Source organism: Rhizobium johnstonii 3841, assembly GCF_000009265.1.
Classification (GTDB): domain Bacteria; phylum Pseudomonadota; class Alphaproteobacteria; order Rhizobiales; family Rhizobiaceae; genus Rhizobium; species Rhizobium acaciae.
The window spans coordinates 1097250-1118507 of sequence record NC_008380.1 but is presented as its reverse complement, the minus strand read 5'-3'; the positions used below and the strand labels follow the sequence as shown (position 1 = coordinate 1118507).

General features: G+C 62.1%; 24 protein-coding genes. 8 read left to right on the top strand and 16 right to left on the bottom strand.

Annotation, left to right across the window (positions count from 1 at the left end):
* Positions 1 to 106 precede the first annotated feature (106 nt).
* Entirely contained in the window at positions 107 to 592 is a 486-nt protein-coding gene (locus tag RL_RS05385) for a peroxiredoxin (protein ID WP_011650769.1), read from the bottom strand.
* Between the two features lie 156 nt (positions 593 to 748).
* A complete protein-coding gene (locus tag RL_RS05380) occupies positions 749 to 1600 on the bottom strand; it encodes a protein-disulfide reductase DsbD domain-containing protein (protein ID WP_041936190.1) in 852 nt (283 codons plus the stop codon).
* A gap of 141 nt (positions 1601 to 1741) precedes the next feature.
* Between RL_RS05380 and RL_RS05375 the strand changes: the two genes are divergently transcribed.
* From RL_RS05375 to RL_RS05365, 3 genes are all read left to right on the top strand, one after another.
* Positions 1742 to 2347, top strand: a complete 606-nt coding sequence (locus RL_RS05375) for a YqgE/AlgH family protein (protein WP_003546002.1) — start codon at positions 1742 to 1744, stop codon at positions 2345 to 2347.
* 115 nt (positions 2348 to 2462) lie between these two features.
* The gene (locus tag RL_RS05370; protein WP_003546001.1) at positions 2463 to 2654 is read left to right on the top strand and encodes a CsbD family protein; all 192 of its coding nucleotides are present in this window, start codon (positions 2463 to 2465) and stop codon (positions 2652 to 2654) included.
* A 95-nt stretch (positions 2655 to 2749) separates the two neighbouring features.
* Positions 2750 to 3835 (top strand): zinc-binding metallopeptidase family protein, encoded by a 1086-nt coding sequence (locus tag RL_RS05365; protein ID WP_011650767.1) that lies wholly within the window; start codon positions 2750 to 2752, stop codon positions 3833 to 3835.
* A gap of 286 nt (positions 3836 to 4121) precedes the next feature.
* Here the strand turns inward: RL_RS05365 and rnhA are convergent, their stop codons facing one another.
* From rnhA to RL_RS05340, 5 genes are all read right to left on the bottom strand, one after another.
* Positions 4122 to 4577 carry a ribonuclease HI gene (gene rnhA / locus RL_RS05360; RefSeq protein WP_011650766.1) on the bottom strand — a complete coding sequence of 152 codons (456 nt, stop codon included), beginning with the start codon at positions 4575 to 4577 and terminating at the stop codon, positions 4122 to 4124.
* Positions 4574 to 5539: a homoserine kinase gene (locus RL_RS05355; RefSeq protein ID WP_011650765.1), complete on the bottom strand. Its 966-nt coding sequence runs from the start codon at positions 5537 to 5539 to the stop codon at positions 4574 to 4576. Before RL_RS05355 ends, rnhA begins: the two co-directional genes overlap by 4 nt.
* A gap of 70 nt (positions 5540 to 5609) precedes the next feature.
* Positions 5610 to 6611, bottom strand: a complete 1002-nt coding sequence (ispH, locus tag RL_RS05350) for a 4-hydroxy-3-methylbut-2-enyl diphosphate reductase (RefSeq protein ID WP_011650764.1) — start codon at positions 6609 to 6611, stop codon at positions 5610 to 5612.
* A gap of 63 nt (positions 6612 to 6674) precedes the next feature.
* A complete protein-coding gene (locus RL_RS05345) occupies positions 6675 to 7430 on the bottom strand; it encodes an SURF1 family protein (protein ID WP_011650763.1) in 756 nt (251 codons plus the stop codon).
* The gene (locus tag RL_RS05340) at positions 7423 to 7803 is read right to left on the bottom strand and encodes a DUF983 domain-containing protein (RefSeq protein ID WP_011650762.1); all 381 of its coding nucleotides are present in this window, start codon (positions 7801 to 7803) and stop codon (positions 7423 to 7425) included. Before RL_RS05340 ends, RL_RS05345 begins: the two co-directional genes overlap by 8 nt.
* A 237-nt stretch (positions 7804 to 8040) precedes the next feature.
* On the opposite strand from RL_RS05340, the gene RL_RS05335 reads away from it, so the two are divergent.
* A complete protein-coding gene (locus RL_RS05335; protein ID WP_011650761.1) occupies positions 8041 to 8682 on the top strand; it encodes a chloramphenicol phosphotransferase CPT family protein in 642 nt (213 codons plus the stop codon).
* Between the two features lie 302 nt (positions 8683 to 8984).
* Here the strand turns inward: RL_RS05335 and RL_RS05330 are convergent, their stop codons facing one another.
* The 6 genes from RL_RS05330 to coxB all read right to left on the bottom strand — a co-directional run bounded on the left by RL_RS05330 (position 8985) and on the right by coxB (position 14290).
* A complete protein-coding gene (locus RL_RS05330) occupies positions 8985 to 9863 on the bottom strand; it encodes a cytochrome c oxidase subunit 3 (protein ID WP_003545992.1) in 879 nt (292 codons plus the stop codon).
* 61 nt (positions 9864 to 9924) lie between these two features.
* Positions 9925 to 10533, bottom strand: a complete 609-nt coding sequence (locus RL_RS05325; protein ID WP_011650760.1) for a cytochrome c oxidase assembly protein — start codon at positions 10531 to 10533, stop codon at positions 9925 to 9927.
* Complete coding sequence (locus RL_RS40060; protein WP_011650759.1) at positions 10530 to 10670, bottom strand: hypothetical protein; 141 nt, start codon at positions 10668 to 10670, stop codon at positions 10530 to 10532. Before RL_RS40060 ends, RL_RS05325 begins: the two co-directional genes overlap by 4 nt.
* A complete protein-coding gene (locus RL_RS05315; protein WP_011650758.1) occupies positions 10670 to 11620 on the bottom strand; it encodes a heme o synthase in 951 nt (316 codons plus the stop codon). The genes RL_RS40060 and RL_RS05315 overlap by 1 nt, the downstream gene beginning before the upstream one ends.
* Positions 11621 to 11687: 67 nt before the next feature.
* Complete coding sequence (gene ctaD, locus RL_RS05310) at positions 11688 to 13388, bottom strand: cytochrome c oxidase subunit I (protein ID WP_011650757.1); 1701 nt, start codon at positions 13386 to 13388, stop codon at positions 11688 to 11690.
* A gap of 17 nt (positions 13389 to 13405) precedes the next feature.
* A complete protein-coding gene (coxB, locus tag RL_RS05305) occupies positions 13406 to 14290 on the bottom strand; it encodes a cytochrome c oxidase subunit II (RefSeq protein ID WP_032993056.1) in 885 nt (294 codons plus the stop codon).
* Between the two features lie 316 nt (positions 14291 to 14606).
* Between coxB and RL_RS05300 the strand changes: the two genes are divergently transcribed.
* The 3 genes from RL_RS05300 to RL_RS05290 all read left to right on the top strand — a co-directional run bounded on the left by RL_RS05300 (position 14607) and on the right by RL_RS05290 (position 17563).
* Entirely contained in the window at positions 14607 to 15272 is a 666-nt protein-coding gene (locus tag RL_RS05300; protein ID WP_011650755.1) for an invasion associated locus B family protein, read from the top strand.
* Positions 15273 to 15638: 366 nt separating this feature from the next.
* Positions 15639 to 17054, top strand: a complete 1416-nt coding sequence (tldD, locus tag RL_RS05295) for a metalloprotease TldD (RefSeq protein ID WP_003545985.1) — start codon at positions 15639 to 15641, stop codon at positions 17052 to 17054.
* Positions 17055 to 17071: 17 nt separating this feature from the next.
* Positions 17072 to 17563: a GNAT family N-acetyltransferase gene (locus RL_RS05290; protein ID WP_011650754.1), complete on the top strand. Its 492-nt coding sequence runs from the start codon at positions 17072 to 17074 to the stop codon at positions 17561 to 17563.
* A gap of 50 nt (positions 17564 to 17613) precedes the next feature.
* On the opposite strand, the gene RL_RS05285 is transcribed toward RL_RS05290, so the two are convergent.
* On the bottom strand, positions 17614 to 17931 hold the full coding sequence (locus tag RL_RS05285) for a MazG nucleotide pyrophosphohydrolase domain-containing protein (RefSeq protein WP_011650753.1): 318 nt from the start codon (positions 17929 to 17931) through the stop codon (positions 17614 to 17616).
* A gap of 98 nt (positions 17932 to 18029) precedes the next feature.
* Positions 18030 to 19313: a D-alanyl-D-alanine carboxypeptidase family protein gene (locus RL_RS05280; protein ID WP_041936189.1), complete on the bottom strand. Its 1284-nt coding sequence runs from the start codon at positions 19311 to 19313 to the stop codon at positions 18030 to 18032.
* 262 nt (positions 19314 to 19575) lie between these two features.
* Between RL_RS05280 and RL_RS05275 the strand changes: the two genes are divergently transcribed.
* Positions 19576 to 20613: a polysaccharide deacetylase family protein gene (locus RL_RS05275; RefSeq protein ID WP_041936188.1), complete on the top strand. Its 1038-nt coding sequence runs from the start codon at positions 19576 to 19578 to the stop codon at positions 20611 to 20613.
* A 6-nt stretch (positions 20614 to 20619) separates the two neighbouring features.
* On the opposite strand, the gene pdxH is transcribed toward RL_RS05275, so the two are convergent.
* Positions 20620 to 21240, bottom strand: coding sequence for a pyridoxamine 5'-phosphate oxidase (gene pdxH / locus RL_RS05270; protein WP_011650750.1), 621 nt, complete (start codon positions 21238 to 21240; stop codon positions 20620 to 20622).
* Between the last annotated feature and the right edge of the window lie 18 nt (positions 21241 to 21258).

Here is a 21258-nt window from a genome sequence, read left to right as displayed (position 1 = left end):
ACCATACCGCAAGCTCTCCGTTCCCACCTCGCTCTCGCATGGCACGTCCCCTCTCCCCGTCAGAACGGGGAGAGGGTTAGGGTGAGGGGCAGATCTTGTTCGAAGCTCAGAGCTGTTCCAGCATCGCGGCGGCGCCCGAGACGGTTGCCTGGCCGGGGCTTTCCTCGACGTTGAGGGCCTTGACGACGCCGTCTTCCACCAGCATCGAATAGCGCTTGGAGCGGAGGCCGAGGCCGCCGGCGGAGAGGTCGGCGTCGAGACCGACGGCCTTGGTGAAGCCGGCATCCCAATCGGCGAGGAAGTGGATCTTGCCCATGCCGCCGGAGGATTGCGCCCAGGCGCCCATCACGTGCCAGTCGTTGACGGCGACCACGGCGATGTCGTCGACGCCCTTGCCAAGGATGGTGTCGCGGTTTTCGAGATAACCCGGCAGGTGGTTCAGCGAGCAGGTCGGCGTAAAGGCGCCCGGCACGGCAAAGAGCACGACGCGCTTGCCGGCGAAGAGCTGATCGGTGGTGATTTCGACCGGGCCGTCAGCCGTCTTTTCCTTGAAGGTGGCGGCAGGAAGCTTGTCGCCGATCGCGATGGTCATGGTCTTCTCCTTGGTTCTGTAGGGGTTCTGGCTTTAGGGATTCCAGCTTTGCGGCGGCGGGCGCCGCAGGGGATCGGAGGCGACTATAGGAGCCCATCATTGAAAGGCAAGGCCGGCCATTGAAAGGCAAGACCGGTCATTGAAAGGCAAGACCGGTCATTCGAAGGCAAGCGTCGTCTCCATCGCCCTTTTTCCGTCGATGACCAGCACGCTCCATTGCTTGCCTGCCATGTCGTAATCCTTCGGCAGCTTGCCGATTGATATAGCGACCTTGAAGGTGGCGCCGTCGCGTTTGCCGCCGATCTGCTTGGTGAAGGCATAGCCGCTCGGGCCGGTGACGATGATATCGGGCGCGGCCTTCCCCTCGCCCGGCCCCTCGTTCGGCAAGACGAGATCGAGCGACAGCGTCTTCCTGTCGGGCGACATCGCATGCGCCGTCACGTCGAAATCCTGCGATGGCGGCTTCGGCAGCCTCGCATCGGCGGCCTGAAGGATCGCCTCCTCCTCAGGATGCGACTGGATGGCGGGGCCAAGCTTCAGCTGCAAATTCGCCTGGAAGGGAATGCAGATATCCTTGCAGATGCCGATGAAAGCGGCAGCGTCGATCGTAACCGGGCCTTTGCCGGCCGCCGTCAGCGACAGCGGCAGCGTCACGGGCGCGTCATAGGCGATATCCTCGATCGCGCCGTTGAAAAAATGCTTCGGAACGGGATAGGCGATGGCATCGAGCGTGACGCCGCTTTCCGGCGCGATGGTGATTTGCGGCGGAATGCCGCTGTTGCCGGGCTCTTTCCAATAGGTGATCCAGCCGGGCTTCGGCTCGATCTGAAGGGCGGCGCGGATTTTGCCGCCGGCATCGGGCGCGAGCGCCACGAGGCGCATGCGGCCGCCTTCGTTGTCCGCCCAGGCGCTCACTTCCGCATGGGCGGAATAAAACGGCACAAGGGCTGCGACCGCCGATACAACCGCGATTAAAAGCCTGCGCGGGCCTGAGGAAATAATCATCATGGAACAAAGGTTTACCGAATGTGCTGTTTGGCCGCCAGAAGTCGCGGCGATTTAAATCTTCATTTTCAGTTGATTGATGTGTGACATTGGCCCATGTTTCTTTTGTCGAGGCCTTGGTGCGGTCTAGCAGCAGGAGGAACGATGTCCTTATTGACGCTGAAGAACAGACGGGAACGTGGCTTCTTCGATGGCCAGTTCCTCATCGCCATGCCGGGCATGGAAGACCGCAATTTTGCGCGCACTGTCATCTACATTTGCGCGCATTCGGATGCCGGCGCCATGGGCTTCGTCATCAACCGGCCGCAGAGCCTTACCTTCACCGATGTGCTGCTGCATCTCGACATGATCAAGCAGGAAGATTCGATCGTGCTGCCGAAGCGGGCGCGCGAATTCCCGATCCAGACCGGCGGCCCGGTGGAAAGCGGCCGCGGCTTCGTGCTGCATTCGGACGATTATTCCAGCGACTCCTCGATCCCCGTCAGCGACGATATCTGCCTGACGGCGACGCTCGATATCGTGCGCGCCATTTCCAAGGGCGACGGGCCGACGCGGGCAACGATGCTGCTCGGTTATTCCTCCTGGGCGGCCGGCCAACTCGAAAGCGAGGTCGTCAACAATGGCTGGCTCACCTGCCCGGCCAATGAGGAATTGATCTTCGACCGCAGCCTCGACGACAAATACGAGCGGGCGCTCGCCGGCATGGGCGTGACCGCTGCCATGCTTTCGGCCGAAGCCGGCCATGCTTGAGAGGCTGCCCTGACAGCAACTGACCTGACGGCAGCGGGAACGAATAGCTGCGAGTGACGTTTCATTTCGGCAAGCATGGACAAAAGGCCCATGCTGACCAAGGAGACATCACATAATGGGTAGCACCAGCGACAAGATTTCCGGTAAGGCAAACGAAATTGCCGGCAAGACCAAGCAGGCCGTCGGCAAGGCGACGGACGATCGCGAAATGCAGGCCAAGGGCGCCGTCCAGGAAGCCAAAGGCAAGGGACAAGTCGCAACCGGCAAGGTCAAGGACAAGCTCAAGGGTGCCGTCGACCGGCTCTGAGCAATCGTGCATCCTTCAAGAACCATGCCTGCTGCGCCCCTCGCGCGGCAGGCATTTTTAATCCCCCATCCTCATGCTTTGCAGAGATAGACAAGATGAAGCTTTTTGCCTGCGACAATTGCGATCAGGTCGTCCACTTCGACAACCGTCGATGCGTGCGTTGCAACCATCGCCTCGGCTTCTTGCCAGGCGACCTCGCAATGCATGCGCTGGAACCGCGCGACGAGACGCTCTGGCAGCTCGTTTCCAATCCCGATCGTGACGTCCGCTTCTGTGCCAATGCCAGCCTCGACATCTGCAACTGGCTGGTGGACGATGATGGCGAGAGCGAATTCTGCGTTGCCTGCCGCCATAACCGGCTGGTTCCGAACACCGACACCCAGGACGGCATCGATCGCTGGCGGCGCATCAGCCAGGCGCAGCGTCATCTGTTTTATTCGCTGCTGCGCTGGAAGCTGCCGCATCCGGATCGGGCGCAAGACCCGCAAGGCGGCCTGGTCTTCGATTTCCTCGAGGATTCGATAGAGAGCAACGGCTTTATCGTGCCGGCTATGACCGGTCACGAGGAAGGCCTGATCACCATCCGCGCCGCGGAGGCCGACGATGCGACGCGCGAACAGGCGCGCAGCTCGATGAACGAACCCTACCGCACGCTGCTTGGCCATTTCCGCCACGAGGCCGGCCATTTTATCTGGAACAAGCTGGTGCGCGATCGGGGCGGCCTTGCCGATTTCCGCGCCGTCTTCGGCGACGAACGGCAGGATTATATGTCAGCCCTGCAGACCCATTATGCCGGCGGCGCGCCGTTGGGATGGCAGGACAATTTCATCAGCGCCTATGCGGCGTCGCACCCCTGGGAGGATTTTGCCGAATGCTTCGCGCATTACCTCCACATCGTCGATACGCTCGAAACCGCGCGCGCCTTCGGCATCGCCATCGATCCGAGCGGCCATGAGGAAATATCAGGCGAGGTGGATTTCATCCCCTACAGGGCAAGAAGCGCCGAACAGCTGGTCAGCGCCTGGGTGCCGCTCAGCATCGCGATCAACGCCATCCAGCGCAGCATGGGCCAGCCCGACTCCTACCCCTTCGTTCTGTCCTCGCCTGTTGTGGCAAAGCTCGAATATCTGCACCGGCTGATCCAGGGCGCGGCGACCGCGCCGCAGCAGCGGGCGGCGTGAGGTGCTGGAGGCCTTTGGCGAGGAATCAAGAGGAGAGGCAATCCTCCCCATCATCGACTCTGCGAAGCCCTGTCGGTTGGCGGCGAGTGTTAAGCCAGCACGGAGTTTGGTTGGAACGCCACCCCAATCTCCGTCATCCTCGGCCTTGAGCCGAGGATCTATGCCCGATGCTGATGGACACCACCGTGGATCCTCGGGTCAAGCCCGAGGATGACGGAGGGTGGGGTGGGCAGAAGGCAAGTCACGCAAGTGGGCTTTTCCCTGGCGGATGCGTGAGGCTGCACACTTAAAACGAAACCGCCTTGCCCTTCTTGAAAGGCTCCATGCCCTTGCGGGCGAGTTCGTCGGCGCGTTCGTTTTCCGGGTGGCCGGCGTGGCCCTTGACCCAGTGCAGCGTCACCTTGTGGCGGTCACGGGCCGCCTCCAGCGCCTGCCAGAGTTCGGCATTCTTCACCGGCTTCTTGTCAGCGGTCTTCCAGCCGTTTTTCTTCCAGCCGAAAATCCACTTGGAGATGCCGTCCTTGACATAGGCGCTGTCGGTATAGAGATCGACCTCGCAAGGGCTCTTCAAGGCCGATAGCGCCGAGATCGCCGCCAGCAGTTCCATGCGATTGTTGGTCGTATCCGCCTCGCCGCCGCAAAGCTCCTTTTCGACATCGCCATAACGCAGCACCGCGCCCCAGCCGCCGGGGCCGGGATTGCCGGAGCATGCACCGTCGGTGAAGATATCGACGTGTTTCATAGGCTCAATCCATATTCGGCGGGCGATTTGATCTGGCGGTGGAACCGCAGCTTGCGGAGATATTCGAGGGGGTCCTTCTTGGTGACCATGGCGCCCTCAGGCGTCGTCAGCCAGTCATAGAGCCGCGTCAGGAAGAAGCGCAGCGCAGACCCGCGCGACAGCACCGGCAAGGCTGAGATTTCGGCATCGCTCAGCGGCCGGACGCTCTGGTACCCCTCGAGCATCGCCGTGCCCTTGGTGATGTTATAGGCGCCGTCTTTCTCGAAGCACCAGGCATTCAGGCAGATCGAGACGTCATAGGCGAGCAGGTCGTTGCAGGCGAAATAGAAGTCGATCAGGCCGGAGAGCTGGTCGCCGAGGAAGAAGACGTTGTCGGGGAAGAGGTCGGCGTGGATGACGCCGGCCGGCAGGCCACTCGGCCAGGCGGCGGAGAGGAAATCGAGTTCGCTGCGGATCTCGTCTCGCAGGCCAGGCTCGACCTCGCCGGCGCGCGCTTCGGATTTCTCCCAGAGCCCCCGCCAGCCGTCGATCGACAGCGCATTCGGCCGCTTCAACGCGAAACCGTCGCCGGCCACATGCATCTCGGCCAGCGCCCTGCCGACTTCGCGGCAGTGTTTCGCCTCCGGCTTTCTCAGCCACATGCCTTCGAGGAAGGAGATCAGCGCCGCCGGACGGCCGGACAGCGAACCGAGCAGCGCGCCGTCGCGGCGCGGCAGCGGCAGCGGGCAGGACAGGCCGCGGGCGGAAAGATGCTGCATCAGGCCGAGGAAGAAAGGCAGGTCGCTCTTTTCCACCCGCTTCTCATAGAGCGTCAGGATCAGCGGATCCTTGGAGGTGTGAAGCAGGAAGTTGGAGTTTTCGACGCCTTCGGCGATCCCCTTGTAGGAAAGCAGCGTGCCCGCGTCATATTCCGTCAGGAACCATTTCAGATCGTCTTCGGCGATATCGGTATAGACTGCCAAGTGAGGTCTCGCCCTTCATGCCTTGTTGATATTGGATTTGCCGGAGTGGACGCTTAGGCCGAAGGCCGATCTAGCCGTTGACGAAGGCCATATCGGCCGCCGTCAGCTCGATATTGCGCAGTTCGCGGTTGACGAGGAAGTTTTCGGTTTCCTGCACCGTTTCGGCCAGTTCGACGCGGGCATCGAAGCGGGCGCGGAAAGCCTCGATGATCTCGTTGACGATGACCTCGGGGGCCGAGGCGCCGGCGGAAAGGCCGAGCGTCGAAATCGCGCCGATCTCGTCCCAGTCGAGCTCGGCGGCGCGCTGCACGAGAATCGATTTTTTCGCCCCTGCCCTGAGCGCCACTTCAACGAGGCGCTTCGAATTGGACGAATTCGGCGCTCCGACGATGATGAAGAGATCGCAGCCGGGCGCTGCCTGCTTCACCACTTCCTGGCGGTTGGTCGTCGCATAACAGATCGAGTCCGCCGCCGGCGCCGTCAGGTTCGGGAAGCGCTCGTGCAGGCGGGTGATGACGCCGGCCGTATCGTCGACCGATAGCGTCGTCTGGGTGACATAGCCGAGATTGTCGGGATCAACAGGGACATAGGCGTCGGCATCCTCGATCGTCTCGATCAGCGAAACGGACCCCTCCGGCAATTGCCCCATCGTGCCGATCACCTCGGGATGGCCGGCATGACCGATGAGGACGACATGGCGGCCGAGGCGATTGTGGCGCATCGCCTGCTTGTGGACCTTGGAGACCAGCGGGCAGGTGGCGTCGAGATAGAAGAGGTTGCGGCTTGCCGCATCCTCCGGCACGGATTTCGGCACGCCGTGGGCGGAGAAGACCACCGGCTGGGCGCGATGTTCGGCCGGGATCTCGTCCAGTTCCTCGACGAAGACGGCGCCCTTGGCTTCCAACCCCTCGACGACATAGCGATTGTGGACGATCTCGTGGCGCACATAGACCGGCGCGCCATAGGATTTCAGCGCCAGCACGACGATCTGGATGGCGCGGTCGACGCCGGCGCAGAAGCCGCGTGGGCCGCAGAGCCTGATCGTCAAAGGAGGTTTCGCCGCAATATTCATGTCTGTTCCGGGTTGAGAGATTTAGGGACCTCTAGCCCAATATGGTCGAGAATTGAAGTGATACTATTGCTGAGGTGTCTTGGCCCCCTTGCGGAACCAGGAGATCGCCACCACGACGAGAAGCACGGCGGCAAGCCCGTACCAGGTGAAAGCATATTGCAGATGGTCGTTCGGCAGATCCACCTGGGTGACGCCGCCGATCGGCAGGCCGGCCGGATTGAGGGTGGAATCGGCATCGACGAAAAAGGGAATGACGCTCGCTTTCTCCAGCCCGACGCTCTCGGCCATGACGTCGAGATCCTTCCAGTAGAAGATGTTCTTGGCGACGTCATTGTCGGGCACCACCCAGGAAGGCTTGCCGGGAAGCTTTTCGCGCGCCAGGCCGGTGACGGTCTGCTGATCCGTCAGTTGGCCCTGCATGCGCGTTTCCGGCTCCTTATTGTCATAGGGAACGAAGCCGCGATTGACGAAGAGAATGCGCCCGTCGGCAAGCTCGAGCGGGGTATAGATGTAATAGCCGGTCTGGCCGCGCCAGGTGGCGAAGAAGTGCCGCTCCTTGTTGTTGATGTAGCGGCCGCTGGCGGTCACCTTGCGGTATTCGATGTCCCCGCCTGCAGCCGCCATCGCCTCGATGTCGGCGAGCGGCACGGGGCTTGCTGCCTGCCGCGCGGCGATATCAGCGATCAGGCCCTCCTTCCAGTGCAGGCGCTCCACCTGCCAGGTGCCGAGCGAAATCAAGATGGCAAGGGCGATCAGCACCAGGATGCCGGTGAAAACCGGCAGCCGGCGGCGCGGCGCGGCATGGTCGATATCAGTCACTCAGGCGTCCTTCGCGGGCATTATGGCGGTATTGCATGGCGATCAGGATGCCCTTGAACCAGCGTAGCGTCAGCAGCGACAGGATAATCGTCAACGGAGCAAAGAGCAGGATATGCACCCAGATCGGCGGCCCGTAATTCACCTGCAGCCACAGCACCATGCCGATGACGATGAAGCCGACGATGAGGATGACGAAGACGGCCGGGCCGTCACCGGAATCGGCAAAGGAATAATCGAGGCCGCAGGCGGCGCAGCGCGGCTTCACGCCGAGCAGGCCATCGAAGAGCTTGCCCTGGCCGCAGCGCGGGCAGCAGCCCTTGATGCCTGACTTCACCGGATCGACGGGCGGAAAATGGGCGCTGTCCTCGTTCATGGCATTCCTTCTGGCAGCCTTGGCGGCCGCGGCTTTTTCGATGCTGCCTTAACTCTCCCATAAATTATTCGCAGGACGAAGGGAAATGCCTGCGTGATTTCGTCCCGCTGATAGTTCCTCACATCGGAATCGATGTGAGGAACTATCAGCAATTCAAAGTGTTACAGCGTCCTTGCCGCGTCTGAAAAGTCGCGCGGCGCGCTGTAATGATTCGCGCCAAACAGAAGAAGAAGACTGATGACCAATGATAGCCATTCCGTGCAGATCATTATCCTGAACGGCGCGCCGCGGAGCGGCAAATCGAGCATCGCGCGCGCCGTACAGGAACACTTCGAGGGGCCGTGGATCAACCTCGGCGTCGACAGCTACAATGCCATGACACCGAAGCGCTACCTTCCGGGCATCGGACTGCGGCCGGGCGGCGAACGGCCGGACCTGGAGGAACTGGTGCCGTTCTTTTATGCAGCACTCTACGAATCGATCGCCATCCATGCCAGCCTGGGGCTCAATGTCGTCGCCGATCTCGGCCACCACGACAGCTATTCGCAGCCGCTCGGCATCCTCAGCGATTGCGCCCGGCGACTGGAAGACTTTCCCGTCCTGTTCGTCGGCGTGCGCTGTCCGATCGAGACGATCATGCAGCGGCGCGACATTGTCCAGGAGGGACGCGAGACGCTTTATCTCAGCGCCACGGAGGAAGTGCCCATTCCAGAGCCAGTGCAGCGCTGGCAGGACGAGGTGCATCGTCCCGGCATCTACGACATGGAGGTCGATACATCAGTGCTGACACCGCTCGAATGCGCCGAGGCGATCCGCCATCAGTTGGATCTCGGCATTCCCGAACCTTCGGCCTTCGAACGGATCGCCGGGGCGCGCTGAGGCGATAAGAGTGGGTACGGGCGCCCTCACCTCGGCCCAGGAGATTGCCGAGGGCAGCCCCTCATCCGCCTGCCGGCACCTTCTCCCCGTAAACGGGGCGAAGGGACATGCCGCGCCCTCTTCGTCCCTCTCTCTCGTCTCGTATGGTACGTCCCCTCTCCCCGTCAGAACGGGGAGAGGGTTAGGGTGAGGGGCAGCTATCCGCGCAAACCGGACATCAGTGGCACGAGGCCAAGCAAAACGAGATTTGCCAACAAAAAAGGCGGGCACGAGGCCCGCCTTTTGCATGAATATGGTTCCGGTCAGCCGGCTGCGACAGGTGCGCCCCAGCCGCCCCAGACGTAGATGCAGAAGAACAGGAACAGCCAGACGACGTCGACGAAGTGCCAGTACCAGGCGGCGGCCTCGAAGCCGAAATGCTGCTTCGGGGTGAAGTCGCCGCGCAGCGCACGGATCAGGCAGACAGCCAGGAAGATCGTGCCGACGAGGACGTGGAAACCGTGGAAACCGGTCGCCATGAAGAAGGTCGCGCCGTAGATCGAGCTCTTGAAGGCGAACGGGGCGTGAGCATATTCGTAGGCCTGAACGGCAGAGAAGAACATGCCGAGCAGCACCGTCAGCGTCAGGCCCTGGATCAGGCCCTTGCGGTCGTTGTGCAGCAGCGCATGGTGCGCCCAGGTGACCGTGGTGCCCGACAGGAGCAGGATGACGGTGTTGTAGATCGGCAGGTGCCAGGGGTCGAGGACCTCGATACCCTTCGGCGGCCAGGTGCCACCGGTATAGAGCAGGCGCGAGGCCTGGATCGCTTCATTCGGATAGAGGCTGGCGTCGAAATAGGCCCAGAACCAGGCGACGAAGAACATCACTTCCGAAGCGATGAACATGATCATGCCGTAGCGCAGGTGCAACGAGACGACGCGGGTATGGGCGCCCTCATGGGCTTCCTTCACCGTATCGGCCCACCAGCCGTACATGACGTAGAGCACCAGCGCGAAGCCGATATAGAAAACCCAGGGATTGGCAAGCTCGAAACCGGCGACCTTGAACGAACCGCCGTTCAGGTAGCGCATGTAGGAGACGCCGCCGAGCGCCATGATGAAGGCGCCGAGCGAGGCTAGAATCGGCCACGGGCTCGGATCGATGATGTGATAGTCGTGATTCTTCTGATGAGCATCGGCCATGTCGCTATCCCCGGATGTCTTCCTTCACTCCGTTCCCGGCATAGCCGGAAACGAGCCTTGATCAAAGTTTCTTTTCAATCTTCTCCGCTCCACCCTCATTCGAAGCCACCGGCTTCGGACCCTCTTTCGGGTAGAACGTATATGACAGCGTAACCGTATGGATATTCTTCGATTCCACCGCCTTGACGATTTCAGGATCGATGTAGAACACCACTGGCATGTCGAGCTTCTCGCCCGGCTTCAGGTCCGTTTCCGTAAAGCAGAAACATTGCACCTTGTTGAAATAGACGCCGGCTTCACCCGGCGTGACGTTGAAAACCGCCTGGCCGCGCTGGGTCTCGTTCGAACGATTCTCGGCGGTGAAATTGACCTGGATGGTCTCGCCGATCTTCGGATTGACCTCGCGCTCGACCGGCTTGAAGTCCCATTGCAGGCCGGGGGCGACATTGGCGTCGAAGGTAACGCGCATCGTGCGGTCGAGCACGACGCTCGACACCTGGTCGACGCGCTGCGTCGTGCCGTTATAGCCGGTCACCTGGCAGAAGATGCGGTAGAGCGGCACGGCGGCATAGCTCATCGCGCCCATGCCGAAGACGAAGCTCAGGCACATCATGACGACGGCGCCGTTGTTGCGGCCCTGCTTCTTCGGTGTGCCGGCGTTTTCGCTCATCCGGCCATTCCTCCGCCGATCTTCACGATGGTGATCGCGTAGAAGAGAATGACGAGGCCGGCAAGCACCAGCCCGAGGGCGACGTTGCGGTTGCGGCGCGACTTGCGCTGCGCTTCCGTGAGCTTGAGCAATTCCATCAGAACCAACCTCCCGCATGCGAGACCAGCACCGGCGCCAGCCGGTCGATCATCAAGGCGGAGAACACGGCGAAGAGATAAAAGATCGAGAAGCCGAAGAGCTTCTTCGCCGGGATCATCTTCAAATCGCCGTCGGGCATGCGCCAGACGGCGATGGAACAGTATATGAAGATCGCACCGAGGGCGGCGGCGACGAGGCCATAGCCGAGGCTTGCGAAACCGAGGAAGGACGGCAATACCGCGCAGACGGCGGTCAGCACCGCATAGGCGACGATCTGATGCTTGGTCACCCGTTCGCCGGCAACGTTCGGCAGCATCGGCACGCCGACGGCCTCGTAATCGCGCATCTTGAAGAGGGCGAGCGCCCAGAAATGCGCCGGCGTCCACAGGAAAATGATGAGGAAGAGAACGGTGCTCTCGATCGTCACGCTGTTGGTCACGCAAGCCCAGCCGATCATCGGCGGGAAGGCGCCGGCAGCACCGCCGATGACGATGTTCTGCGGCGTCGAGCGCTTCAGCCACATGGTGTAGACGACGGCGTAGAAGAAGATGGTGAAGGCGAGGATGCCGGCCGAGAGCCAGTTGACGGCCAGACCGAGGATCACCACCGAAAAGCCCGACAGTACCAGGCCGAAGGCCAGTGCCTCCGACGGCGCGATGCGGCCGGCCGGGATCGGACGGTTGGCGGTGCGGCTCATGATGGCGTCGATATCGGCGTCATACCACATGTTCAGCGCGCCGGAGGCGCCGGCACCGACGGCGATGCAGAGGATGGCGATCGTGCCGAGGACGGGATGGATATGGCCCGGTGCCAGCACGAGACCGGCAAAGGCAGTGAAGACCACGAGCGACATGACCCGTGGCTTCAACAATTCGAAATAATCGCGCGCACTCGCTTCCGACAATTCGCCGTCCTTTGCAAGCACCCCGTGATTGTCGATGACCGTCATCATTCCGTCCTGAATGTCTTACGATCAGGACGCCGTATCGAATGCGGCGTCCTGATGTCCGCGCAAATTACTTGATGCGCGGAAGCTGTTCCCACTGGTGATAGGGCGGCGGCGAAGGCAACTGCCATTCGAGCGTCGTTGCACCCTCACCCCACGGATTGTCGCCGGCCACACGCTTCTTGGCGAAGGCTTCGAAGACGCCGTAGAGGAAGATGAGCACACCGAAGGCCGAGATGTAGGAGCCGATCGAGGAAACGTAGTTCCAGCCGGCAAAGGCATCCGGATAATCGATGTAGCGGCGCGGCATGCCGGCGAGGCCGAGGAAGTGCTGCGGGAAGAACACCAGGTTGACGCCGATGAACATGATCCAGAAATGCAGCTTGCCGACCAGCTCGTTGTACATGTAGCCGGTCATCTTCGGGAACCAGTAGTACCAGCCGGCGAAGATCGCAAAGACGGCGCCGAGCGACAGAACGTAGTGGAAGTGGGCCACGACGTAATAGGTGTCATGCAGCGAGCGGTCGAGACCGGCATTGGCCAGCTGGACGCCGGTGACGCCGCCGACCGTGAACAGGAAGATGAAGCCGATCGCCCAGAGCATCGGCGTGCGGAACGAGATCGAGCCGCCCCACATCGTCGCGATCCAGGAGAAGATCTTCACGCCGGTCGGAACGGCGATGACCATCGTCGCGAAGACGAAGTAGCGCTGCGCGTCGAGCGACAGGCCGACCGTGTACATGTGGTGGGCCCAGACGACGAAGCCGACGGCACCGATCGCGACCATGGCGTAGGCCATGCCGAGATAGCCGAAGATCGGCTTCTTCGAGAAGGTCGAGATGATGTGGCTGACCATGCCGAAGCCCGGCAGGATAAGGATGTAGACCTCGGGGTGACCGAAGAACCAGAACAGGTGCTGGTAAAGGATCGGGTCGCCGCCGCCTTCCGGAGAGAAGAATGCAGTGCCGAAATTGCGGTCGGTGAGCAGCATGGTGATGCCGCCTGCCAGAACCGGCAGCGACAGCAAGAGCAGGAAGGCGGTGATCAGCACTGACCAGGCAAACAGCGGCATCTTGTGCAGCGTCATGCCGGGAGCGCGCATGTTGAGGATCGTGGTGATGAAGTTGATCGCACCGAGGATCGACGAGGCGCCGGCAATGTGGAGCGCGAAGATCGCAAGATCGACCGCCGGTCCCGGCGTGCCGGTTGTCGCCAGCGGCGGATACATCGTCCAGCCGCCGCCCGTGCCATAGGCGCCTGCCGGGCCTTCGACGAACATCGACAGCAGCAGCAGCGCGAAGGCGGGAACGATCAGCCAGAAGGAGATGTTGTTGAGGCGCGGGAAGGCCATATCCGGCGCGCCGATCATGATCGGCACCATCCAGTTGGCGAAACCGCCGATCATCGCCGGCATGACCATGAAGAAGATCATGATCAGCGCGTGCGCTGTCGTGAACATGTTGAACATCTGCTTGGCGCCGTCGATCGCGGCATCGCCCTCATAGCCGTAGACCATCGAGGCCAGGCCGTGGAAGATCTGGATGCCCGGCTCCTGCAGCTCCATGCGCATGGCAACCGACAGGGCGCCGCCGATGATGCCGGCAATGATCGCGAAGATCAGGTAGAGCGTGCCGATGTCCTTGTGGTTGGTCGAGAACAGCCAGCGATTGGCAAAGCTCGGCTTGTGCCCGTGATCGTGATCGTCGTGCGCGTGGTCATGATGGGCGGCGTGATCATGAGAATGATCGTCGTGAGCGGAAGGTCCAGCCATTGTCCCGATCCCCTTTATTACTGTGCTTCGGCGACGTTGACGGTCTTTGCGGGACCATCGGTTGCGGCCATGAGTGTCTTGTAGGCGCCGGGCAGGTCGCTGGCGGCTGCGGTCAGCCACTGCTTGTACTTGTCCTCGGAGACGACGCGGATGGCGATCGGCATGAACGCATGGTCCTTGCCGCAGAGCTCGGAACACTGGCCGTAGAACAGGCCTTCGCGCTCGGCCTTGAACCAGGTCTCGTTCAGGCGGCCCGGCACGGCATCGATCTTGACGCCGAAGGAAGGCATGGCGAAAGCGTGGATAACGTCCGTCGGCGCGGAGGTGACGAGAACGCGAACCGTCTTGTTGACCGGCAGGACCAGTTCGTTATCGACGGCGAGAAGTCTGGGATAGATCGACTTGTCTTCCTTGCCGGCGGCCGCGCGGTCCTGATCCTTCAAGAGGTAGGAATCGAAAGCCAGCGGGCTTTCGCCCGAACCTTCGTATTCGTAATTCCACTGCCACTGGGTGGCGGTCGCCTTGATCGTCACGTCGGGGTTTTCGGGCAGCGTCAGCTGCGCCGTCAGCAGGTTGAACGAAGGAATGGCGAGAAGAAGAAGCACCAGGACCGGCCCCACGGTCCAGGCAATCTCGATCAGCGTGTTGTGGCTCGTCTTCGAGGGAACCGGGTTCGCGCTGGCGCGGAACTTGAAACAGACGACGATGAGCAGGACCAGAACGAAGAGCGTGATCGGAACGATAAACCACAGGGTATATTGTTCGAACCAGTGGATTTCCCGCATGATCGGCGTTGCCGCCGGCTGCAGCGTCGCCTGCCACGGCGTGGGCTGGTCGGCATATGTGCCGGAAGCAAAAAGCAGACAGACCAGCGTGGTCAGGGCTGCATAAGCCTTCTTCATCACCTTATTATCTCCCTCGAGCGCTTGACCTGCAAAATAGAACGCAGAATCCTTGCCATCTTCAGCGCTTCAAACCACAGTTTGGCATTCGCCGCAACAGGTCAGAGCAATTGTCTATGCGGCATTTTTGCTCAAAGCATAGGCAGGTCAGAACGGCAAAACATCCCAAGTTTTTCATCAGCATATGAAAAATCGGCTTTCCGGCCAATCCGCGCGCGACACATTATTTCGCAAAGGTCCAATTTCCGCCGCAGTCCCCCGGTTTTCACGGGGTGGGGCTTTTCATTTTTGGTGGGCAGCTTCAACAATAGCCGCAATGATTCGATATCCAGAGGTTTCCATGGGTTTCCGTTCCCTCGCGCAGTCGCTTCTCCTGACTGCCAGCATCGCGGCCGCAGCGACGACGCCCGTTTTCGCACAGCAGCAACCCACGCCGTCACAGGCCAAGCCCCCGGCTTCCGCGCCGGCGCCCGCCCCTGCTCCGGCGCCGCAACAGCCGAGCGCCGCCAAACCGAATGTCGAACCGGTGCCTGGCCAGACACAGCCGCCGGCGCCGGGCACGGTAAAGTCCAATCATGGCGCATGGTCCGTCGTCTGCGACAAGCCGGCCGGGGCTGCGACCGAACAATGCGCGCTGATGCAGAATGTCATCGCCGAGGATCGGCCGGAGGTCGGGCTTTCCGTCGTCGTCCTGAAGACGGCCGACCGCAAGTCGAAGATTCTGCGCGTGCTGGCACCACTTGGCGTGCTGCTGCCGAACGGCCTCGGGCTCAATGTCGACGGCAAGGATATCGGCCGCGCCTATTTCGTCCGCTGCTTCGCCGACGGCTGCTACGCCGAGGTCGTGCTCGAGGATGAACTGCTCAAGACCTTCCGCAGCGGTGCCCAGGCAACCTTCATCGTCTTCCAGACCCCGGAAGAAGGCATCGGCATCCCCGTCGACCTCAAGGGCTTCGCCGAAGGTTTCGACGCTCTGCCGTGAGGGCAACCGTCGTCTCCGTGGCCCGCCCCTCATCCGGCTGCCGCCACCTTCTCCCCGTAAACGGGGCGAAGGGATATGCCGCGGACCTCTCCGTTCCCCACCCACGTCTCGCAGGGCACGTCCCCTCGCCCCGTTTACGGGGAGAGGGTTAGGGTGAGGGGCGGATATTTCCTCGGCATTTCGAACAAATCAGCTCTCAAACTGATTATGTAAAAAAGCTGAGCCGCCACCCAGCACAAGGCGGTAGAAACGCTCCCATCCCCATTAAAAAAGAATAATTCGACGGCAGGGCTTCACTCCTTATTATGTGGAGCCCTATCTAGGGAGTCAGTGCACTCCTGAACGCATGCCCATTGGAGCCCTATCATGACCACCGATCTCCTGACGCTTTTCGATGCCGACGAAGCCACGATGCGTGGCCTTGTCGCCGAAGCCTTGTCCGGCGCCGATGACGGCGAACTGTTCATCGAGCATGCGCAGGCGGAAGCGCTGACCTTCGACAATGGCCGGCTGAAGGGCGGCAGCTTCAACACCGAACAGGGTTTCGGCCTGCGCGCCGTTGCCGGCGAAGCGGTCGGCTATGCCCATGCCGGCGATCTCTCGGTGGCGGCGCTGAAGCGGGCCGCCGATGCGGTCGGCGCGGTGACGCGCGGCTATTCCGGCTCCTATGCGGCCGCACCCCAGGGCACCAACAAGAAATTCTACAGCGACGAGAACCCGATCGGCCAGCCGAGCTTCGAGGAGAAGGTCAAGGTCCTGCAGGACATCGACGCCTATCTCAGGGGCAAGGACGACAAGGTGCGCCAGGTGACGGCCTCGGTCGCCGCAAGCTGGCAGGTCGTCGATATCCTGCGCGCCGACGGACATCGTGTGCGCGACATCAGGCCGATGACGCGCATCAACATCTCGGTGATGGTCGGCGAAGGCGATCGGCAGGAGAGCGGCTCCTATGGCCACGGCGGGCGCATCGGCTTCGGCGATTTCATCGCCGAGGGCAGCTGGCAATACGGCGCCGACGAGGCGCTGCGCCAGGCGCTCGTCAATCTCGAGGCGATCGATGCGCCGGCGGGCACGATGGACGTGGTGCTCGGCTCCGGCTGGCCGGGTGTGATGCTGCACGAGGCGGTCGGTCACGGGCTGGAAGGCGATTTTAACCGAAAGAAGACCTCGGCATTCGCCGGCCTTCTCGGCCAGATGGTCGCCGCCCCCGGCGTCACCGTCGTCGATGACGGCACGATCGACAATCGCCGCGGCTCGATCACCATCGATGATGAGGGCACGCCGTCCGCCTACAACGTGCTGATCGAAAACGGCAAGCTCGTCGGCTATATGCAGGATCGGCAGAATGCCAGGCTGATGGGCATGGCGCCGACCGGCAACGGCCGCCGCCAGGGCTATTCCCATGTGCCGATGCCGCGCATGACCAACACCTACATGCTCGGCGGCGACAAGACGCCCGAGGAAATCATCGCCTCGGTGAAGAAGGGCATCTATGCCGTCTCCTTCGGCGGCGGCCAGGTGGACATCACCTCCGGCAAGTTCGTCTTCGGCTGCACCGAGGCCTATCTGATCGAGAACGGCAAGGTCGGCGCGCCGATCAAGGGCGCGATGCTGATCGGCAACGGCCCGGATGCGATGAAGCGGGTGTCGATGATCGGCAACGACATGAAGCTCGATACCGGCATCGGCAATTGCGGCAAAGCCGGTCAATGGGTTCCCGTCGGCGTCGGCCAGCCGCATCTGCGCATGGATCAGGTGACGGTCGGCGGCACGCAGACCTGAGGCGAAAGGACCCCGTCATGGCGGATGTCGAAATCAGAACCTTCACCGCCGATGACGCCGATGCCGTGCTTTCGGTGATCCTGTCGATCCAGCGCGAGGAATTCGGCATCGATATCACCGTGGATGCGCAACCGGATCTCCGGGTCATCCCGGATTTCTATCAGTCCGGCAAGGGACAGTTCTGGGTCGCCGTCAAGGATGACGCCATCGTCGGCACGGTCGGGCTCAAGGATATCGGCAACAACCAGGCGGCGTTGCGCAAGATGTTCGTCTCAGCTGAGGTTCGCGGCCACGAGCATCGCGTGGCGGCGCGGCTTCTTGATCGGCTGTTTGCCCATGCCAGGGATGCCGGCCTCACCGATATCTTCCTCGGCACGACCGACAAGTTCGTCGCCGCGCATCGCTTCTACGAGAAGAACGGCTTTACCGAGATCGCCAAGAGCGCCCTGCCCCGCGCCTTCCCGCTGATGGCGGTGGACAGCAAATTCTACCGCTATAAGATCGGCTGACCTAAGTTTCCGAAGACTGACGGCCGCACGTAAACGTGGGGCGACATGCATCAGCCCTTCGACGTCAGCGCTGGCTGAAACCGCCACTTCCGCTCGATCGCAGCGGCAAGGTCGATATCGTTGCGGCGGGCAAAGAGCAGGATGTGGCCGAGCAGGTCGGCGGTTTCGTCGGCGAGATCGCGGTCGAGCTCTTCCTGCGTCCGTTCCCTGCGGCGCCCGCGGCCGGTCAGGCGGTTCCAGGCCTGGGTGAGTTCGCCCACCTCCTCCTGCAGCTTCAGCAAAAACCAGTCGGGGTCACGCTCGATGCCGTTGGCTGCGGCATAGGCCGCGGATGAGGTTTCGAACTGATCGGCGAGACGGCGCAGCATGAGCGTTCTCCTTTTGTTTATGGAGGAGACGCTGATTCCCAATGTTTGTCCAGCGTGGGATTGTCCCGCGTGGATTGTCCGGAGTGCTGGCGCGGCGGTCAGCCGTGGTCCGGCAGCAGCATGCAGTCATAGGAGCGCTGCTTCAGCGCGTCGCAGGCCGAGACGGCCGCATCCCTGCTGGCGAAGCCGACGAAGCGGGCGCGATAGATCTTGTTGACCCCCTGCCCGACCGCCTCCGTATAGGGCGAGGCGGACACCAGCGGTGCGCCGCCTTCCGACTTCGCCTGGGCGAGAAGTGCACGCGCCGCATCGGCACTCGGTGCGGCCGAGATCTGGATCTGCCAGTCACCGTTGGTCTTCTCTGCCGATGTCTTCGGCGTCTTGCCGGCGTTCAGGATCTCGTCCATCGCGACCGGACGTTCCAGCGGCACGACGGCGTCATCGGCATAGGCCAAGCTTTTGGCTGCGAGATCGTCGGCCGGGCGCGGTGCGTTGAGCGGCACCGGTACATCGGAGGCCTCGGCGGCGGACGCGACTTCGACGGGTTCCCTCGCGCCGACGCTCGCCACCAGCTTTGCGCCGCCGGAAGACGAGGCGCGGCCGAGATAACGGTCGAGCAAACCAGCCATCTTGGCGTCGCGGCTGCGGGCGGTGCGGCCGCCGAGCACGACGCCGACCACGCGGCGGTTGCCGTCTCTGACCGCGCTGACGAGGTTGAAGCCGGAGGCGTTGGTATAACCGGTCTTGATGCCGTCCATGCCCTGGTAGCGGTACATGAGATTGTTGTGGCCGCGCACCGTCCGGCCGCGGAAATTGAAACTGGCCGTCGAGAACAGCCGGTATTCGTTCGGATAATTCTTCATCAGCGCGATGGCGAGCGTCGACATGTCACGCGCCGTCGTGACCTGTCGGCCGTCCGGCAGGCCGGAGGCGTTGACGAAGACGGTGCGGCTCATGCCGAGCTGGCGGGCTTTGGCCGTCATCACCCGAGCAAAGCCGCTTTCCGAGCCGGCGAGTTTCTCACCCATGGCGGAGGCGGCATCATTGGCGGATTTGACGATCATGCCATAGACCGCCTCGCGCACGGTGATCGTGCCGCCCGCCTTGACGCCAAGCTTGGTCGGCGGCCGGGAGGCAGCGTATTTCGACATCTTGATCGGGGTGTCCCAGGTAATCTTGCCGCGCTTCAACGCCTCGAAGGTGAGATAGAGCGTCATCATCTTCGTCAGCGAGGCCGGATGGTTCAGCGTATCGGCGTTTTCGGAGGCGAGAACCTTGCCGGTCCGGGCATCGAGGATCAGCGAAGCGTTGCCGGCAAGGGCCGCAAGCGGCGCCGAAACGGCAAGCGTTACGGTCAAAACAGCCGCCAAAAGCTTTCTCATGCACTTTCCCCTCATACCCTGGCCCCTCATACGCTGGCACCTGATGCGCAGCCCTTGATGCGGGCTCTCGGTCAGACCGGCATTTGTGCCGTAATGTGACAGAAGCCGCAAGTTTGGCGCGACTTTGAGGCAACGCCTATCATTTTTCTAGTCTTTTCATCGTCTTGGTAAACAGGAAATGAAAGACCCGTGCCGGATCGGGATTCAGCAAGGCTTAAGTCGCACTTGCTAGTTTCCGGAAAAGGCAAGGGAAAAGCGCCGCATGACGGGACAATTCAAGCGATTGGGCAAGCGACTGGCGATCGGCGCCGGGCTCGAGTTTTCCTGGCTGCTCGCGTCTGTCGGACTGATGCGCGAAGCACGCGGGCGCGGCGTCGTCTTCACACTGCATCATGTCCGCCCGCACGTGGCCCAGGCTTTCGAGCCGAATGCGCATCTCGAAATCACCCCCGGTTTTCTCGACGCGGCGCTGCGGCGGCTGCGTCGCGAGGGCTACCGCTTCGTGCCGCTCGATCAGGTGCCGGCGCTGCTGGCGGAGCCGGAAGGCGCAAAGCCCTTCGCGGCCTTCACGCTCGACGACGGATACAGCAATAATCTGGAGCATGCGCTGCCGGTGTTCGAGCGGCATCAGGCGCCGTTCACGGTGTTCGTCGCCAAGGGTTTTGCCGAGGGCTCCCACAGCATCTGGTGGGAGACGCTCGCCGTCCTCCTGCGCCAGGCGCCGGAAATCCGTTTCGATTTCGGCCACGGCATGGAGCGCCTTGTGCTCGACAGCCCGCAGCAGCAATGGCATGCCTTCGACCGCTTTGCCGCCTATATCCACGGCTCCGACGAGGCGCGCGCCGTTGCCGCCATCGATCTGCTGGCGCGCGAAAACGGCATCGAGCCGACGGATATCGTCCGCGAGCTGGTGATGGGGCCCGGCGAATTGCAATGGCTGGCGGCACACCCGCTCGCAACGCTCGGCGCTCATACGATCAGCCATCGCGCGCTCGCCCGCCTGCCGGAAGCCGAAGCGCGAATCGAAATGCAGGTTTCGGCAGATTACGTCGAAGCAGTGACTGGCATCCGTCCCGGGACGATCGCCTATCCCTACGGCACGCCGGCGGCTGCGACCGCCCGCGAGGCGCGCATCGCTCGCAATCTCGGCTTTACCCTTGCGGTCACCACGCAGCCCGGGCTGCCGTCAGCGCGGCTGACCGGCTATCTCCCGCGCATTTCGCTCAACGGCTTCTACCAGAAGCGTCGCTACGTCTCGGCGCTCGCCTCCGGCATACCGCTGAAGCTGATGGGCAGGTAAAGCCCGTTACGGATACATCCGCACCTTGTCCCATTCGCCTTCCGGTGACGGCCGGCGGAATTCGACGCGGTCATGCAGGCGGAATTTCTGGTCCTTCCAGAATTCGATCGAGGTCGGGCGGATGCGGAAGCCCGACCAGTGGGCCGGGCGCGGAATCTCGCCGATGGCATAGCGCGCTGTATATTCGGCCACGGCCTTTTCCAGCGCGAAACGGCTTTCGAGCGGGCGGGATTGTCTGGAGGCCCAGGCGCCGATGCGGCTGCCGCGCGCCCGCGTCTTGAAATAGGCGTCGGCTTCGGCATCGGTGACGATCTCGACAGGACCGCGCAGCCTGACCTGACGGCGTAGGCTTTTCCAGTGAAAGCACATGGCGGCCTTTTTCTGGCCAAGAATTTCGCGGCCTTTCTGGCTCTCGAAATTGGTGTAAAAGACGAAACCGTCGTCGTCGAATCCCTTCAGGAGAACCATGCGGACATTCGGAAGACCATCCTCATCGACCGTTGCCAGCGCCACCGCATTGGGGTCATTGGGCTCGGAAACCTCCGCTTCTTTCAGCCATTCGGCAAAGAGCTTGAAGGGCTCGCCACTTTCGGTAAAGTCACCGCTTGTTAACTCGTTTGCCGACATATTGGTTCAAATGCCCCG

Bases quoted from the DNA above. Each gene is read 5' to 3' on its own strand.
- tldD (WP_003545985.1), top strand. From the start codon at position 15,639: ATGACCACCGATCTCCTGACGCTTTTCGATGCCGACGAAGCCACGATG.
- RL_RS05280 (WP_041936189.1), bottom strand. From the start codon at position 19,313: ATGAGAAAGCTTTTGGCGGCTGTTTTGACCGTAACGCTTGCCGTTTCG.
- RL_RS05380 (WP_041936190.1), bottom strand. From the start codon at position 1,600: ATGATGATTATTTCCTCAGGCCCGCGCAGGCTTTTAATCGCGGTTGTA.
- RL_RS05325 (WP_011650760.1), bottom strand. From the start codon at position 10,533: ATGAGCGAAAACGCCGGCACACCGAAGAAGCAGGGCCGCAACAACGGC.
- ispH (WP_011650764.1), bottom strand. From the start codon at position 6,611: ATGAATATTGCGGCGAAACCTCCTTTGACGATCAGGCTCTGCGGCCCA.
- RL_RS05275 (WP_041936188.1), top strand. From the start codon at position 19,576: ATGACGGGACAATTCAAGCGATTGGGCAAGCGACTGGCGATCGGCGCC.
- RL_RS40060 (WP_011650759.1), bottom strand. From the start codon at position 10,670: ATGGAATTGCTCAAGCTCACGGAAGCGCAGCGCAAGTCGCGCCGCAAC.
- RL_RS05290 (WP_011650754.1), top strand. From the start codon at position 17,072: ATGGCGGATGTCGAAATCAGAACCTTCACCGCCGATGACGCCGATGCC.
- RL_RS05300 (WP_011650755.1), top strand. From the start codon at position 14,607: ATGATTCGATATCCAGAGGTTTCCATGGGTTTCCGTTCCCTCGCGCAG.
- RL_RS05315 (WP_011650758.1), bottom strand. From the start codon at position 11,620: ATGACGGTCATCGACAATCACGGGGTGCTTGCAAAGGACGGCGAATTG.
- coxB (WP_032993056.1), bottom strand. From the start codon at position 14,290: ATGAAGAAGGCTTATGCAGCCCTGACCACGCTGGTCTGTCTGCTTTTT.
- RL_RS05335 (WP_011650761.1), top strand. From the start codon at position 8,041: ATGACCAATGATAGCCATTCCGTGCAGATCATTATCCTGAACGGCGCG.
- RL_RS05365 (WP_011650767.1), top strand. From the start codon at position 2,750: ATGAAGCTTTTTGCCTGCGACAATTGCGATCAGGTCGTCCACTTCGAC.
- ctaD (WP_011650757.1), bottom strand. From the start codon at position 13,388: ATGGCTGGACCTTCCGCTCACGACGATCATTCTCATGATCACGCCGCC.
- RL_RS05375 (WP_003546002.1), top strand. From the start codon at position 1,742: ATGTCCTTATTGACGCTGAAGAACAGACGGGAACGTGGCTTCTTCGAT.
- RL_RS05385 (WP_011650769.1), bottom strand. From the start codon at position 592: ATGACCATCGCGATCGGCGACAAGCTTCCTGCCGCCACCTTCAAGGAA.
- pdxH (WP_011650750.1), bottom strand. From the start codon at position 21,240: ATGTCGGCAAACGAGTTAACAAGCGGTGACTTTACCGAAAGTGGCGAG.
- RL_RS05370 (WP_003546001.1), top strand. From the start codon at position 2,463: ATGGGTAGCACCAGCGACAAGATTTCCGGTAAGGCAAACGAAATTGCC.
- RL_RS05285 (WP_011650753.1), bottom strand. From the start codon at position 17,931: ATGCTGCGCCGTCTCGCCGATCAGTTCGAAACCTCATCCGCGGCCTAT.
- RL_RS05340 (WP_011650762.1), bottom strand. From the start codon at position 7,803: ATGAACGAGGACAGCGCCCATTTTCCGCCCGTCGATCCGGTGAAGTCA.
- rnhA (WP_011650766.1), bottom strand. From the start codon at position 4,577: ATGAAACACGTCGATATCTTCACCGACGGTGCATGCTCCGGCAATCCC.
- RL_RS05330 (WP_003545992.1), bottom strand. From the start codon at position 9,863: ATGGCCGATGCTCATCAGAAGAATCACGACTATCACATCATCGATCCG.